This window comes from Wolbachia endosymbiont (group A) of Bibio marci (assembly GCF_947251645.1).
Classification (GTDB): Bacteria; Pseudomonadota; Alphaproteobacteria; order Rickettsiales; family Anaplasmataceae; genus Wolbachia.
This window is the reverse complement of the sequence record NZ_OX366364.1, coordinates 335593-351395: the sequence shown is the minus strand read 5'-3', so window position 1 is coordinate 351395 and position 15803 is coordinate 335593. Positions and strand designations below refer to the sequence as shown.

The 15803-nt window shown below is 34.0% G+C and carries 13 protein-coding genes and 1 tRNA gene; 9 read left to right on the top strand and 5 right to left on the bottom strand.

The window, feature by feature from the left end; translation table 11 throughout:
• The first annotated feature begins 12 nt into the window (after window positions 1-12).
• The 3 genes from OPR48_RS01955 (at window position 13) to OPR48_RS01945 (ending at window position 5052) form a co-directional block, all read left to right on the top strand.
• On the top strand, window positions 13-489 hold the full coding sequence (locus OPR48_RS01955; protein ID WP_265026350.1) for an SWIM zinc finger family protein: 477 nt from the start codon (window positions 13-15) through the stop codon (window positions 487-489).
• A gap of 813 nt (window positions 490-1302) precedes the next feature.
• The gene (gene polA, locus OPR48_RS01950) at window positions 1303-3876 is read left to right on the top strand and encodes a DNA polymerase I (protein WP_265026349.1); all 2574 of its coding nucleotides are present in this window, start codon (window positions 1303-1305) and stop codon (window positions 3874-3876) included.
• A gap of 51 nt (window positions 3877-3927) precedes the next feature.
• Window positions 3928-5052, top strand: a complete 1125-nt coding sequence (locus OPR48_RS01945; protein WP_265026348.1) for a hypothetical protein — start codon at window positions 3928-3930, stop codon at window positions 5050-5052.
• A gap of 36 nt (window positions 5053-5088) precedes the next feature.
• Here OPR48_RS01945 and OPR48_RS01940 read toward each other — a convergent pair whose 3' ends face one another.
• The 5 genes from OPR48_RS01940 to OPR48_RS01920 all read right to left on the bottom strand — a co-directional run bounded on the left by OPR48_RS01940 (window position 5089) and on the right by OPR48_RS01920 (window position 7838).
• Complete coding sequence (locus tag OPR48_RS01940) at window positions 5089-5868, bottom strand: exodeoxyribonuclease III (RefSeq protein WP_265026347.1); 780 nt, start codon at window positions 5866-5868, stop codon at window positions 5089-5091.
• Window positions 5868-6575 carry a uroporphyrinogen-III synthase gene (locus OPR48_RS01935; protein WP_265026346.1) on the bottom strand — a complete coding sequence of 236 codons (708 nt, stop codon included), beginning with the start codon at window positions 6573-6575 and terminating at the stop codon, window positions 5868-5870. The genes OPR48_RS01940 and OPR48_RS01935 overlap by 1 nt, the downstream gene beginning before the upstream one ends.
• Window positions 6576-6727: 152 nt before the next feature.
• The gene (locus OPR48_RS01930) at window positions 6728-7111 is read right to left on the bottom strand and encodes a hypothetical protein (protein ID WP_265026345.1); all 384 of its coding nucleotides are present in this window, start codon (window positions 7109-7111) and stop codon (window positions 6728-6730) included.
• An 81-nt stretch (window positions 7112-7192) separates the two neighbouring features.
• Window positions 7193-7684, bottom strand: a complete 492-nt coding sequence (locus tag OPR48_RS01925; protein ID WP_265026606.1) for a hypothetical protein — start codon at window positions 7682-7684, stop codon at window positions 7193-7195.
• 69 nt (window positions 7685-7753) lie between these two features.
• Window positions 7754-7838 (bottom strand) — tRNA-Leu (locus OPR48_RS01920).
• A 62-nt stretch (window positions 7839-7900) separates the two neighbouring features.
• Between OPR48_RS01920 and tldD the strand changes: the two genes are divergently transcribed.
• The 6 genes from tldD (at window position 7901) to OPR48_RS01890 (ending at window position 15228) form a co-directional block, all read left to right on the top strand.
• Entirely contained in the window at window positions 7901-9319 is a 1419-nt protein-coding gene (gene tldD / locus OPR48_RS01915) for a metalloprotease TldD (protein ID WP_265026344.1), read from the top strand.
• 500 nt (window positions 9320-9819) lie between these two features.
• Window positions 9820-10407, top strand: coding sequence for a hypothetical protein (locus OPR48_RS01910; RefSeq protein ID WP_265026343.1), 588 nt, complete (start codon window positions 9820-9822; stop codon window positions 10405-10407).
• A gap of 160 nt (window positions 10408-10567) precedes the next feature.
• Window positions 10568-11389: a hypothetical protein gene (locus OPR48_RS01905; protein WP_265026342.1), complete on the top strand. Its 822-nt coding sequence runs from the start codon at window positions 10568-10570 to the stop codon at window positions 11387-11389.
• 107 nt (window positions 11390-11496) lie between these two features.
• Entirely contained in the window at window positions 11497-12852 is a 1356-nt protein-coding gene (locus tag OPR48_RS01900; protein ID WP_265026341.1) for a hypothetical protein, read from the top strand.
• Complete coding sequence (locus OPR48_RS01895; RefSeq protein ID WP_265026340.1) at window positions 12840-14045, top strand: hypothetical protein; 1206 nt, start codon at window positions 12840-12842, stop codon at window positions 14043-14045. The genes OPR48_RS01900 and OPR48_RS01895 overlap by 13 nt, the downstream gene beginning before the upstream one ends.
• 52 nt (window positions 14046-14097) lie before the next feature.
• Complete coding sequence (locus tag OPR48_RS01890; protein WP_265026339.1) at window positions 14098-15228, top strand: hypothetical protein; 1131 nt, start codon at window positions 14098-14100, stop codon at window positions 15226-15228.
• The last annotated feature ends 575 nt before the right edge of the window (window positions 15229-15803 follow it).

Below are 15803 nucleotides of genomic sequence, written 5' to 3'. Positions count from 1 at the left end.
AAGGAGGCAAAAATGAGACTGTATTATAAAGATATCACAGGTCTTATCAAAGAACCCTACCTCTCTAGCGGAAGAGATTATTTTAACAAAGGAAAGGTGCAGATCATATCTGTTGATGAATCTCACGCTAAATCAAAGGTGGTTGGGTCAAGTAAATATCAGGTAACACTAAAGCACGATGGTCCTCTTTTCAGTGGAACATGTTCCTGCCCTGCATTCTGTTACTTTGGTCCATGTAAGCATATGGCTGCAACGGGTTTTACTTTGATTGATCTTGACAGAAAGGAGTATCGATCATCTATGTGCCTGGGATATGTTGATAAACAAACTCTCCTTGAAAGGTTTTTACTTAAAAAAACAAACAAAGAGCTCATTTCAATAATTGTTCGTCTAGGTGACCAACATCCAGAGATTTTTGAAGAACTAGAGGATGAAGAATATGAGCAATTCACTCAAAGTAAGTTTTCAAAATCCGAGAATTATGTATAAAGTGATTGGAAAGATGGTGAGATCAGGTAATCTATAGCTGGCCCAAGCAAGGTTTCCCTATGTCATACCGCCGCGATATCTCTTAGCCGCTAACACGTAGCGGGACGACAGCAGTCCTATGTCATGCCGCCGCGAACCGTCATACCGCCGCGGTATCTCATCAGCTAACAAGCAGCGGGATGACGGTTGTCGTTTAGTTATAAATATTAAGAAATTTACCAAACGAAAAAAAAGGCAAAAGAAGCCCTGGTCATTGTCTATTTTCAGTATTGGCGTTTTTTTATGTTTTAAACGTTTAATAACCGCGACTCAGCTGCTTTTAAATGCAACTAACCTAAATTATAAACGTTAAGAAACTTACTAAGCAGAAAAAAAGGCAAAAGAAATCCCGTGTTAGCTAGTTGTCACTCTCTAATCCTGCAAATCGGCGTTCTATACTGTCTTAAACGCTTTATAAGCGCGTTTCAGCTTATATAGGTAAAAACCTAAAAATGTTGTGAAGACATAAGGTGCACATAGTGCAAAAAATTAAAAATAAGACGCCAACTATGTTGTTTTTTTGCTGTTTAATCTGCACAGATGAAGATAACTGAATACCTTCAGTCTCATGATAAGAGGGCTGGCGGAGTTTGTCAAGGAAGTTTTTCGTTTCTATTCCCAATGTTATATGGTTATGCAAGAAGTCTAATTGGTATAACCATACATAAATGCTATTTTCGGTAAAATTTCTTACAACGCTCAAAAGCAGAAAAACAAAAACTTGATTTTCGCAGCTAAATAGTGGACCATCAAAAGCACGCATAAATATCTACAATGAAAGAAAAAACTTTCACAATCATCGATGGCTATGGTTTTCTTTTCAGAGCTTACTATGTACTACCTCACTTAATTACCACAACAGGAATGCCAATAGGTGGTGTATATGGCTTTCTGAATATGGTTCTTAAGTACATTGCCCATTCAGACTACTTAATTATAGCACTTGATGCAGGAAAAAAGAATTTTAGGCACGATTTATATCCTGAGTACAAAGCAAACAGAGTAACGCCTCCTGAGGATCTAATTCCACAGTTCACCATACTGAGGGAAGCGGTAGAAGCTTTTAACCTCAGCTATGAAGAAATTGAAGGTTATGAAGCAGATGACATAATTGCAACACTGGCTGCAAAGTATGCCAACCATCAAGACTTTAAGGTGGTAGTCGTTTCGTCAGATAAAGATTTGTTTCAACTCTTGAATCACAATATTTTAATATTCGATCCCATTAACAATATATACATAGATGAAAAACAAGTAATAGAAAAATTTGGTGTAAATTCAAACAAGCTTCTTGATTTATTTTCTCTAACTGGTGATGCATCCGATAACATTCCAGGCGTTCCAGGAATAGGGCCGAAGACTGCAGCTAAATTACTAGATGAATTTGATTCATTGAATAATATTATAGAGAACATTGATAACATTGAGCAAACGAGGATTCGTAATATTCTTACCGAACATAAGGAAAAAGCACTAATTTCAAGAGAACTTTTATCACTATGCGAAAAAGTAGACATTCAACATGATATTGCAAAATATGAAGTCCATTCTCCAAATATGGAGAAACTATTATCCTTTTTAAAGAAGTATGAATTCAATTCCTTAATAGGTAAAATGGAAAAGCTTTTTTCTTACAATGGATCTAGCACAGAAAAGAAAACAGAATATAGTAGTGAAGAGTTAGAGAAATTTTTGGAGCATTGTAGATATGAAGGCAAAATTGTAATTCATTACCACCTTGAAAACAATGTATTAAGTCTATCTTATAGCGAAAGTAATATTTTTTATATAGAGCAAGACAGCATACAAGATGCACTCATTACAATTAACTCAACTTTACTCTCAAATGGGGTGCTTAAAATAATACATAACATTAAAGAGATCAGGAAAATCTTCCCTGCAGTAGAGAAAGTGCTAGAATCAGTTGATGATTTGATGATAATGTCGTATAGCTTGGATACAGGAAAGCATGATCACGGTATTCCAAACATAGTTGCACATAATTTGAGTGAAAATGCAGAAATTTTCTCGGCAAAAACTTTAATAGCAATTCATGAAAAGCTAAAGCAAAGGTTATTTCAGGAAAAATTGTTCACAATTTACGAGCGCTTCGATAAGCCACTTATGAAAGTGATATTTAATATGGAGAAAAATGGAATATTACTGAACATACAAAAATTACAGGAATTGTCCGATAAATTTCAGCAGGTAATTGCTGTACTTGAAAGTGAGATATATAACTTAGCAGAGGAAAGATTTAATATTGCTTCGCCAAAACAATTAAGTGATGTCTTATTTAATAAAATGGGGCTTAATAAAAAGAAAAAGTCAAAATATGGGTCGTATAGCACCAATTCTGAGGTTCTAGAGGCGCTTGAAGCAGAAGGAGCGGAAATCGCAAGTAAAATCTTAAATTGGCGACATTTAAGTAAATTAAAAGGCACCTACACTGATGCGTTAATAAAGCAAGTTGATCCCATTGATGGTAGAATACACACAAGCTTTTCAACGACTGCAACTGCAACTGGAAGGCTGAGCTCCAGCAATCCTAATTTACAGAACATTCCTATCAGAAGCGAAGAAGGAAATCTCATTAGACAAGCATTTATTGCGCCAAAAGGACATAAGATAATTTCTGCCGACTATTCACAAATAGAATTGAGACTCTTGGCACACGTTGCAAACGTTGCAGCATTTAAAGAAGCTTTTGCAAACGGACAAGATATTCACGATATCACCGCAAGGCAAGTTTTTGGAGTGCAAGAAATAGATGAGCAATTAAGACGCAAAGCAAAATCCATTAATTTTGGAATTATATATGGCATTAGTCCGTTTGGCCTTGCAAAACGGCTTGGAATTACCATTGCGGAAGCTGCTGAATACATTAATTACTATTTTTCCTGTTACCCAGAAATAAAAGTCTATATGGAAAAAGCAGTGTCTATCGCGAGATTGCATGGTTATGTAGAAACTTTGTTTGGCAGGAGATGCTTTGTAAGAGACATAAACAATACAATTCCTTATGTAAGACAATTTGCAGAAAGGGCAGCAATAAATGCACCACTGCAAGGCACCGCTGCTGATATAATAAAACGTGCGATGATTCAGCTTTTTGACCAATTGAAAGTAGGTAAAATAATCCTCCAGGTTCACGATGAACTACTGGTTGAAGTAGAAGACGAAAAGGTGCAAGAAACAGCAAAACTTATGAAAGACGTAATGGAAAATGCAATAGAAATTTCTATACCACTTGAAGTGGAGGTAAAAATTGGCGACAACTGGGGTCTAAATTCTCTTAATTATGACTTAAACATCGTGAATTCTAAGAGTATAGATTATTTGAATTAATATGAAAAATATGCTACAATTAAGACATAGGTAAATGCAAATAGGTCAGTTATGCCAGATATAAAACGAACTTTACCAGAAAAAAAACAAAGGCTATTTACTCAGGTAACTAACAAAGATGAGAAAACTTTTGAAAAAGAGGAACATCAGTTAATCTATCGTGCTTTCCTAGATACTTTAGAAAATCTAGAAAAGCAAACGAAACAGGAAATAGAAAAGAAGAAACAAAAATTGAAAGAAGAACTTTCAGATCAAGAAAAACAAAAATTACAGAGTGATCTGGAGTCATTAAATAAACGATTAGAGCGATTACAGAATGGAAATGAAAAGAAAATTTTTACTTTTATATCAAAAAATCATGAAGGTATATTCAATAATATTAATCAAGAAGATATAAAGTTACTAAGTGAAGAGAATTTCTGTCAGTTTTTACTTTCTGTATTTAAAGAAATTAGAGAGCAAGGCTTAGCTAGAGAAGAGAAATTCAATAATGATAAAATACAACAAATAATAACCAAGTGTGTAGCTGATATACGGGGTACAGAAGCTAAAGATTCACTAATAAAGCTTCTCGGGTGGCCGCTTGGAGTAAAGGTAGATCCTAAAAACGCTCTTGGCTCTATTAAAGACGGATTATTAGAGAAGGTGCCATTTTTCGGTAAAGACAAAAAAGAGGAAGATGAACCACCACTCAGTGATGAAGAGATGGTAACAACGTTCTTACGTAAGATCTTTCTTCCTATTCTTTTTTCCATTGCTTCAATATCAATTTTTGGTCCTACTACACTTGCGGTAGTTGTTGCTGCTATTGGTGCAATATTTGCTATAAAAGGAGGAGTGGGAGTTCTTTTTTCAAATAACAAAAAAGGTACTTTGTATGACCCTAGCTCACAAGATAAAGATGATACAGAAAAGAGAGCAAAACTGAATGGAAAAATTCTCGAGGGCATTGATGATATTTTAAAAACCCCAGTTACAGGAGTTGAGAAAGGCACCTCTGTTTCTGAACAAATTTCCCAAGAAAAAGAAAAGAGTGAACAACAACCTGTTCCTGAGCAAATTTCCCAGGAAAACAACAGGGGAAACGAAAAGAGTGAGCAGCAAGATCGATCTTGGGCAGGAAAGGAAAACAAACGAAGGGAAGAGACCATAGAGCAGCAATCAAGTAAGACCTAGGTTTGCCAAAAAGTGAGTTGTGTAAGAGGTCTACTATTATTCTATAGCACATACAACAGGAGTATGGTCAGACGGATTTTCTAGCTTACGCAATCTATCATCTATGTAGCATGTTTCCAATTTATCTACAGCTTGTGGTGATAACAGCATATAATCTATTCGCATTCCTTGATTATTTCTGAGTGAATTGCCTTGATAATGCCACCAAGTAAATTGTTGCAAATTTGGGTGAGATATTCTAAACGCGTCTTTAAACCCAAGATTCAAGACTGCTCTTAACTTCTCACGTTCTTTTATATGAAAGCACACTTGGCCATTCAATAAATTTGAATCAAAGACATCAATTTCATCCGGTGCAACATTATAATCGCCAGCTATAATAGTTAACTCTTCATTCTTTAACAAAGTGCTCATCCTTTCATATAGGTTATCAAAAAACTTGAGTTTATATTCAAATGCGTGAGAGTCCGGGCTTTGACCGTTTGGAACGTATACACTTCCTACCCTTATCTTACTATTGGTATGCTTTATCACACACTCTATATAACGTGCTTCTTGATGACTCTCTACAACATCAATTTTTAATTTTTCCAGTATCGGATATTTAGATAAAACACAAACGCCGTTTCTTGCAACTTGTCCATAGATAGCATATTCATATCCTAACTTTTCTATCTCTGCATAAGGAAATTGCTCTTCTGTACATTTTATCTCTTGCAGCAAAACTATATCTATCTGACTATCAACTATAAAACTACAAAGTTGGTTAACTCTTTTACGTATGGAGTTTACATTCCAAGTTGCAATCTTTAGCATCAACAGTCCTTATTAATTATATCAATTAAACTCTCCCCAGTAGGCAACCTCGATGTTATAATTTTTTTCCATTTGATTAACTTTAAACTATCAGCAATGTTTTTACTCATGGTATATGCAACTGTATTATTCATCACATGAGATAGCCCACTTTTTAGAACTAATGAACAAAATACCCTTGCTGTCTGTGAGGAAAAAAAAGCAACACTATCAATTTTACTATCCAACAGTAAATTTTTACACCTATTAGTTAGACTCCTTTTAATAATTGTTTTATAGAGTACAACTTCTCTTACGTTAAAATCTTCTTCAGATAATCTCTTTTTTAGGTCACATGATACTTCTTGTCCTCTTATATATAAGAACTTTATTGCACTTGAATAGTGAGCTTTTATGAATGATATCAGACCATCAACGTTGCTGTCTGCTGAGATTATATCAGAAAATCCCAAATTTTTTGCAGCCTGCATGGTTGAATTACCAACTGTAATAATCGGAAAGTCATCCACTTTGCATATTTGACTAAAAGCCTTTACACTGTTTTTACTTGTAGATATCACAACGTCAAATTCGTACGCAGATATATCAGGATTTAAGTACTTTATTGTGAATACTGGTTCTATAAAAACTTTGTATCCATACTTTCTCAATATATTTCTTGTATTGAACGAATCCAATAAAGGCCTCGTTAATAAAATAGACTTCATTCTGATTTATTTCACTACTAGTAAAATAGTACCCTTTATACACAAATTACTGAATAAAAATTTTTATTTTGATGGCTTGAGCAACTATTCAAGTAATTGATGTTGAAATAAGGATACTCAGTCCCCTATTTACCACTAAGCTTTAAATTCACTTATACTTTTTTAATGCTAATTACACTGAACTCTGTTGAATCATTCCATTCACCTGGAGTTATATTGAATACTAATTCTCTCTCATCTAAAGATAAAGTTCCATTATCTATCTTATAGTTATTTGTATAACACTTTTTGATTCTGCTATCTTCTATCCTCTCTTCTATTTGTAAAGATTTTGGATTAAGCATTATATCTTTATGTACGTTTCCATCGGAACATATATATGTATATAAGTTTTTGAATACCAAATTCTCATATTCATCACGTTCTACTACATATGCACTACGATCTATCAGATCTGGATTATCCTTATTATATTCAGATATTACATAATGAGCATTATCCTCAAAAAAATCTGGGTGACTGTTTGAAAAATCCATATACTAACCTCTTTTATTATTAAACTATTAGTATTATAGCTAATATTCCTATACAAGTCAAATAAGTTAACTTGTTAACACTTAAACTGCTTTTGCGGTTGGAGAGAGGTTATCAGTAGGTTTTTCTGCCTGTGGTTTGCTGATCAAAGTCCGAATGATATTAGTTGCCATAATAGCACAACCTAAAATAAAAAAAGGTGTAGAAACAAAATAGATAACAGAAGACTCAAAAAGCGACATAGATGCAATACCTCCTATTAGAAATGAAACACTGGATACTATATCAAGATAGATCTTCGTTAATTTTTCTTGTCCAGGAGAGTTTTCTACACCAAGCTGCTTATTAAGCTCACATTTTCGAAAGTGATCAGTACGTGACCATAAATTTAAGCCAAGTGAAATTGCACTTAGTGTGATACTAAGAGCGGCAAAATGTACACTTAGCCCAGAAATATTAAAGACTAATATTGCTATATATCCAATAAAAAGGACAGTAGATAGCGCAGTAACTAAGCGTTTCGAGTAAGTTCGTACCTTCTTTCTGTAGGCTAACTTATCTTTTTCACCATACATAGCATAAATATTACCTAATACGTATATTGTAGCATTAATTAATTCAACAAGCAATATGGAAGCTAAGAGTGCCCGAGAGAAGACTTGAACTTCCACAACTTAAAAAGTTACTAGCACCTGAAGCTAGCGCGTCTACCAATTCCGCCACCCGGGCTTTTTATAGTTTACTATGTTAAAGTTAAATAATATACTTAAATAATTTTTAGTTCAAAGGTAATGCCAAATCTAGATCAAATATTTTTCGCTCAAAACAATGTTAATATTAATAACGTATATAAAATAGTCAATAGCGCTTTGAGCAATAGCGATGGTGGTGAGCTGTTTCTAGAATTTTGCCAGTCGGAGTCCCTGCTTTTTGAGGATAACATATTAAAACACATGGACTTGAATACTAGAAGGGGATTTGGTTTAAGGTCTTTTTGTGAGGATAGTACATCTTTCGTTTGTTCTTCTGAGATTAGCGAAAAAGAAATTAGTAATGCTGCTTCTATGGTAAAAAGCTCAGTGTCTTTAAACAAGACAAACTCAATAAATTTAAACGAAGAGACGACAAGCCTATATTCGAGGATTAACCCCATAAATGAAATGGATCTGAATTCAAAGATTAAACTACTCAATGAGGTTAATGAGTATGTAAGGTCCAAAAATAACTGCGTGAAGCAAGTAAAAATAACTTTAAGTGGAGAATGGCAAGTCGTACAAATAATAAAAGGTGATCACAGATTAAGCGATATCAGGCCTCTGGTACGTTTCAATGTGCTAGTCATTGTAGAAAAAGATGGTCGTACCGAAAGAGGTTCTGCAGGGCATGGTGGAAGGGACTCTTATAGTAAGTTTATTTCTGAGAAAAAGTGGAAAGAAGTTGCAAACCAAGCGTTAGAACAAGCACTGGTAAATCTTGAAGCAATTCCAACTCCAGCCGGAGAAATGACAGTCGTTTTAGGTCCAGGCTGGCCAGGAATATTGTTACACGAAGCCGTGGGTCATGGACTTGAGGGCGACTTCAATCGTAAAAAAGTTTCAGCATTTTCAAATTCTGTGGGTAAACAAGTAGCGGCTAGTGACATCACAGTAGTTGATGACGGAACTCTGCCTAATTTGCGTGGCTCTATCAGCGTAGACGATGAAGGCACTCCACCCAGTTATAATATATTGATAGAGAATGGGATCCTCAAAGGATACATGCAGGATCATATGAACGCTAAACTCATGGGTGTAAATCCAACCGGTAATGGTAGAAGAGAAAGTTATAAAGAAGTTATTATGCCGCGCATGACAAACACCTATATGCTGCCTGGAAAACATACACCGGAGGAAATAATATCTAGCGTAAAGAAAGGTCTATATGCAGTAAATTTCGGTGGTGGGCAAGTTGATATAACGTCAGGAAAATTTGTTTTTTCATCTTCGGAAGCTTACCTAATAGAAAATGGTAAAATTACACAGCCAGTCAAAGGAGCAACACTAATTGGTGACGGTCCAACAGTGTTGAAAAAAGTATCTATGGTTGGTAATGATCTAAAGTTGGATCCTGGTGTTGGCACATGCTCAAAAGATGGACAAAATGTACCCGTTGGAGTTGGTCAGCCGACACTCAAAGTCGACGCAATAACTGTTGGTGGAACTGAGATATAGATAAGGGCTAAAACGGATTCCAGCGCATGACGTACAATTGTACAAACATTGTAGCCGTTATCCAAGTAGCCTGCAGAAACGAAAAAACTTACTTGACACCCTTTGCCAGCCCCCTTATCATGACGTGTATAACAATGTTACAAAAAATAATATCATAGAATTCAATAGGATAATCCCTAGAGAATTACTCATCTACAAAAAGCCAAATCGTGTTAATGCTGTTTAGATGTAAAAGATAAGCTAAATTTTTACGAGGAAAAAATAGCAAGACACCTTTGATTGAACCAAGTTTATGTGGTAGGCAACTGAGCCGGGTTGTTATTTTAACTACCACAATTAAGTCAACAAATTTTAACAGTAAGGAGAAACATCGTGAAAACACCGAAAAAAATATGGAAAAGTATTGCTAAAAAATTCAAAATAGCACTGCCGCAAAAGAAGCTGCTATACAAGAGCCAAACGTTTTTAGCAGTGCAGATTTAGCAGAAGCCAAGAAACCTTTGGAAGATGTTCTTAATGAGAAAACAACCATAGAGCAGCAGGTTGTAACAGGCAAAGCTGAAAGTGTGAGTCTGATCCAGGATACTGCTTCTATAATCGGTAATATCGAGACACCGGCTAACGCATGTGAAATGGTAACTGAAGTATGTAGTTTTGATGTGAAGCATAAACCTGTAATTGATACTGACACCAGATTATGCGAAGATGTCAATAAAAGTAGTGAAGGTTTTCAGCCTATATGTGAAAACAGCGAAAAAGTTCAGCAAACTTCAGTGAAGACTGATGAACAAGAGTCAAATGCTTCCAATGACCTATCTCCCAAACCTCGTTTTGATGATAATGCTACAGATAAAAGAGAAAAACCATTAATAACGCAAGCAATTCTGGCTGGTAGTGTTGGTGCAGCATTACTAGTCAGTAGTGTTGTAGCTTATATATTGAAAATGTATGCTATAGCGGTGATTGGGTGGATAGTTGGATTAGCGTGTATAGGTTTTGCGCTGTACAATATCATAAATCCCAACACCAAGCTCGAGAAAGTAGAGGAACAATCGATTACTGCTCATCCTCCTTTGAAGGCAATATAAACAAGATAATTTCTTCTATACGGAACCACAATGGTGAATGCCTTCAACAAATGGTCAAGTTTTAACTCAAAATTAATTAAAAATTTATGCAAAAAAAAAGTTATTGACTTGTAATCTGATGATAGTTAAGGTATGCTTAATTTATCACTAGAGAGGTAATATGCCAAGTTTTTTTGATAAGTCATTTGAAGAACAAGTAGAGAGTATAATTAGAACAGAAGATCTAAAACTACTACAAGCATTCATTGGTATTCGCAATCCGATTGGGCTTTTACAATACTACTCGAGTTTCATAATTACTAAAATTAATATCATGAATACAAGACTTCATGGTGAGTACAAAGTACAAGAAAGGTGTTTAAAGCAGTATAAAGATAATATGATAATGGAGGATATAGAAGAGCAAAGTAGAGCATTATGCATTAGTGATAATACAAATTCAAATTTACATTCTAAGTTAGTTTCAGATATCAGTAAAGATGTAAGAAAGGAATTATTAATGAATATGTTACTTCCTATAACTAATAAAGGGGATAAAAGTTATGATTCTATTTGTAATACTGATTATATGTGCTCATCAATTTCAGATCAGGACCTTATTAGTTATATACGTAATACTGAAATAAGTAGCCTATGCTCTATGGATACAAGGCAAATAATTGAAATGTATGACACATTTGTTCATAAATCAAAAAACCTTGTGAAAAGGATTATAGAGAGAAATTCTTTTGGAAGTTTGGAGCAAAAAAAGGAAATTAGTGAAGAATTAAGTGTTCTTAGAAGAAGAATTATAGAGCAAGAAGGAGAAATTATTAAATATAAGAACTCTTTAGGAAAAGTAAAAGATCGTTCTTTTTTGAGAGAGTGGTATAATGAACTGATAAGTGTGGTGGGAAAAGAAGCTCAAGAGAAAAAAGGTCACGTATTACATGAAGGTTTTCCTAAGGATATAAGAAGAGCATCTTTTTTTATGGAAAACTAAGAGATCGGTTTACTCTGGAAGTTATATCACGTCTTTTAAAAGAGATTATTAGCGATAGATGCAGCAAAGAGCAATTTGATTATCTACAAGATATAATGATGGATCAATTGGTAGACAGCTGTAAGTTAGACTACCAGTCCCTTGTAGAAGAAGTAAATGCAAGATTAAAGGAAGAAATCAACAAATGTGACAACAAGTTTAAAGAAATACTTGAGCTAATAATTAACAAAATTAAGCCAGATAAAGTTATGAAAGCAGAACAAGATGTTCTAAATGACATGCTTTTAGAAGCAGTTAGCCAAGGAAAACAAGATAGTGCACTGTTATTGATATGCAATGGCGCTAATATTAATTTAGAAAAAGAAAACAAAGATAAAACAAAAATTAAAGTGAGGGAAAGATTAGATGAGAAGATCCTAAAGAAACCAGGTTTTTTAGTGATCAGAAAGTTATATAGCGATATGCCATCAATTAAAGCAAGTTTACGCTTAAACCTAGATATTCAAACATTGAATGAGTTTGTTGTAGAAGGATCTTCACAGTCAGTAGAAAACTTTAAAGAGTTTAAAGTGGAAGATATATTTACTCTTGCGGAAATTAGTGACGCCTCACCTGACAATACTGTAACCAAAAAAGCTGCAGATTCTTTAGTAGAATGTGATAAAGGTAAGTTGATTATCAAAGAGCAAGTCATGCAAAAACAAAAAGTTCTATATGAATTACAAGAGAAGTTCAACTCTAAGAAAGAAGAATACACAAAACCTTCATGGAAATGGGCTGCACTAGTTCCTATGGTTGTTATACCATGGTATAGTTTAGTATATGCTGCTTTGTATGTTGGTGCTTGTTTAGCTTATACTGCAGTTGATGTAGGTAGACCATGGAATGCAAGACGAAATGCTCAGAATGAGTTAGAGATAGCACAAGAAGACTTAGGCAGAGCAACAAAAATGTTTGAAGTTTTTTTAGAGTGTTTACAACACTCTGTAGTAGCAGGAAGTGACATATTTAAGGAAAGGTGTAAGGAGATAGAGGCAGAAATAGCAAATATAAAAAAGAATAAGGAAAAGTGGGTTAATTTATCAAGTGTTTTGTCAGCGTTTGAAAATGCACAGAAGGTTAGTAGTGAGAGTGCATCTTGTTTCAATACAAAATCTATTAAATTTAGTGAACTTGCTGGAGATATCATATGTAATAGAATGAGATATATGGATGAACTTAGTCAGCCAGATCAACCATGTAAAAGCACTGGTCAAACTGTAGTAGCTAAGGATAAAGGTAATACAGCAGAAGAAGAGAAGGGGGAAAGGAAGAAAGCAGAAGCAAAAGCTCAAGATGCAGAAGCAAAAAATGAAGCTTATGAACGCTTACTATTGCAGCTAAAAAATGGAGAATTACCTCTCAGTGCGTTGAAGGATATAGAGATTGAATCTCCAGTTGCAGGTCCTTCTTGGCAGGTATGAGAACAAAGGAGTTTATAAAGTTTTTAGAACGTAAAAAGCTAAAAGATGTTCTATACAAAAAACTTGAGTGGCAAAGTGATTATGTTCCAAGTAGTTACGTAGAAGTAGGTAAGTTATTTGATGAGTTTGGCAAGCAAAAGATAGCACCTTTCCTACATGGTGATGTATCCTATTATGCAAGCAGAAGGAGGATTATTGCTTGGCAAGCAGGAGCATTAATTTTTTCTTTTTGGTTAGGGTCGCTGGTTTTATGTATTCAGCTCAATGGGCAAAAGAAATTATTAGCTCTATCGGGTTGGGCAGTATTGTCTGCCATTTCTTGGTATGCTGGGTATTCTTGGTGGCCAGGTTTACTTGACTTATGTTTTGCAAATAGAATTAAAGAATATGTTGAAATGTATAGTGAGAAAGTTATGTTGAGTCATCCAAGGAATGAAGGGTATTCAGGTTATGTTAAGTCAATAAGAGGGTTAGTAGATGTTTCAGAGTTTGAGATGCATGTAACATATTTACATGGTATCAGTAGCGAAGCCTTTAAAGAGTATAAAGAGCACCTTCTTGCAACAACACTTGTGAATCATAAAGAGATAAGAAAAAGATTTTTGGAATATGTAGAGGCATTACGTAGTGGGGAGATAGCTAATGATGAATTTGAAGTACATGTATCTCGTCTTAGAGAATATACTAGCATAAAGATCGATGAAGAAGAACAGTATAGGTATAGTATTCTATTTAATGAAACGAAGAAGTTTTTTTGGAAAGTTGTTCCTTCTGATTATGAAAATAGAGCAATATCTGAAGACGAAAGCGTTGAAAATTTGTACAGAATATTAAGCGGAATAGATTACGAAAAGGCAACTTTAGGAGAAGTTTTAAAATCGCTCGGTTTATTAGAGTTGGTGGGTGATTATAATATTGAGTTAGTGTATGTGCTAAAGAAAATGCTATTTCAATATCACCCAGATAGGAATAAGCACGAAAAAGCCAAAGAGATTTTTACATTGATTAATGAGAATATTAACAATCCGATATTTATAATACTTGAGGATTTTGAAAAATATACTGATTGTTTCTACACTTCGTGTCAGTTAGATGAATTCCTAACTTGGCGAATAGGAAAAATAAAAGAGATAAGAGAGGAATTTACACCACATCTTAGAAGACAGAGGAAAAAAAGCGCTAGCAGTTTATAATCATCTTCTCTCTAAAATTGGGCCAGAGGGTGCTGATTTTGGATATAGCCTTTTGGATGAAAGGTTTAATTGGCAAAGGTCACCATGTTCATTTAAAATGGAAAATTATAGAAGCGAAAAAGCAGGTATTTTGAATGAAAAAGATAAAATATTAGTTGAATATAGGGAGTTAGCAAGAGAATACATTGTGTTAAGACAAAATAAACTGTTGCATGGAGAGAAAAAGAAGCAGCTGGAAGACATAGAAGAAAACTACAGGAGAATAAAAGAAGAGGAAATAGAGGATCTGGATAATGAGATAGAAAATGATGAGAGGGGAATTAAAGAAAGAGAAAAGTGTCTGAAAGAAAAAAAGGAAAGAATGAAATCATTAGTAGAGTATTTTGTACCATTGTATGATCCAATGATAGAGAGATATGAGAGAGAAATTAGCTATTTAAAGGATGTATGTGCAGGCAAGGTAGATTTTGCAGAAAAATGGAAAGTTCGCTATGAGTGGAATCAAGATCATATAGATAGGTGCAAAAGGAAAATAAAGCAAGAGAAACTTAATACTTTTGTAGATGAAAGAAGGCTAAGGTTATATCAAGAAAAGTTGTTAGAATTAAAAGAAGAGAAAGAAATAATGGAAAATCTACTGGTTTACCTATCTAAGGAAACAGAAAAACCTGCAAGTTATAAGGAAGTATCAAGATACTATTTTATGAAAGGAAAGGATGAATTAGTGTCAGGAATGGTTAAGTTAGGAACTAAATTGTGTCTTGTCTTGGATTACAATACTGATAGTCAAAAAGGTTTAGCAGGTGAATATATAAACATATGTCATGAATATAAACACTTAAAAAGCGAGTGTAAGTCAGCTAAGCAACGAGAAGATATTGAGAATTTAAATGTACAATATGAAGATTTAAAGAATAGGTTTAAAACTGAAGAAGAAAAATATGAAGAGTTACAAAAAAACAAGAAAAAGGTAGATAAAAAGGAATTATTGGTAGTAATAAAGGAAAGAAAGAAAGCAGAAATAAAAGCTCAAGATGCAGAAGCAAAAGCTCAAGATGCAGAAGCAAAAAATGAAGCTTATGAACGCTTACTATTGCAGCTAAAAAATGGAGAATTACCTCTCAGTGCGTTGAAGGATATAGAGATTGAATCTCCAGTTGCAGGACCTTCTTGGAGGAAATAAGAGTTTTGGAGTTTCTATAGTGTGAAAGGTTTAAATTTGTAAATATTATTTTATATATCCTTTCTACCATAGAAAATATCAAAAAATTACTTTTTATAAAAACACAAGTTTATTAGCGTCGCAAAAAAATTAAATATTTACTTTCTTCAAAAACGTGAAAATAGTACGTATATTTGTGAGAACGCGTTGCGTAAAAATAGGGTTATGAAAATAAAAACATAAAATTGTTGCAACAAAGCTAAGCAACTTAATTCATATGTAAATAAGACAAAAGTAGGCTAAAATGGCTGGTTTTGTGGTATGATAAAATTATTATATAGTAAAGTTCGCACAGAACAAGCGGTAGACCAACTGATTCCAAAAAAAACACTTCTCACGAAATTTGGTTTTGGTTGCTGAGAGTGGTCGGATTATTTAAGTTTTTATTAATACTTTTAAGAAATCAACAGTAATTTATTTGGAAATAACAGAAAAATTTATGATAATTTTATACTTCAAACAGAATGAGATCCTTTTTATTGATACTGTCCTTTTTGTAAAAAATATTCTTAACTTTTTTGCTATTTTTCCTAACA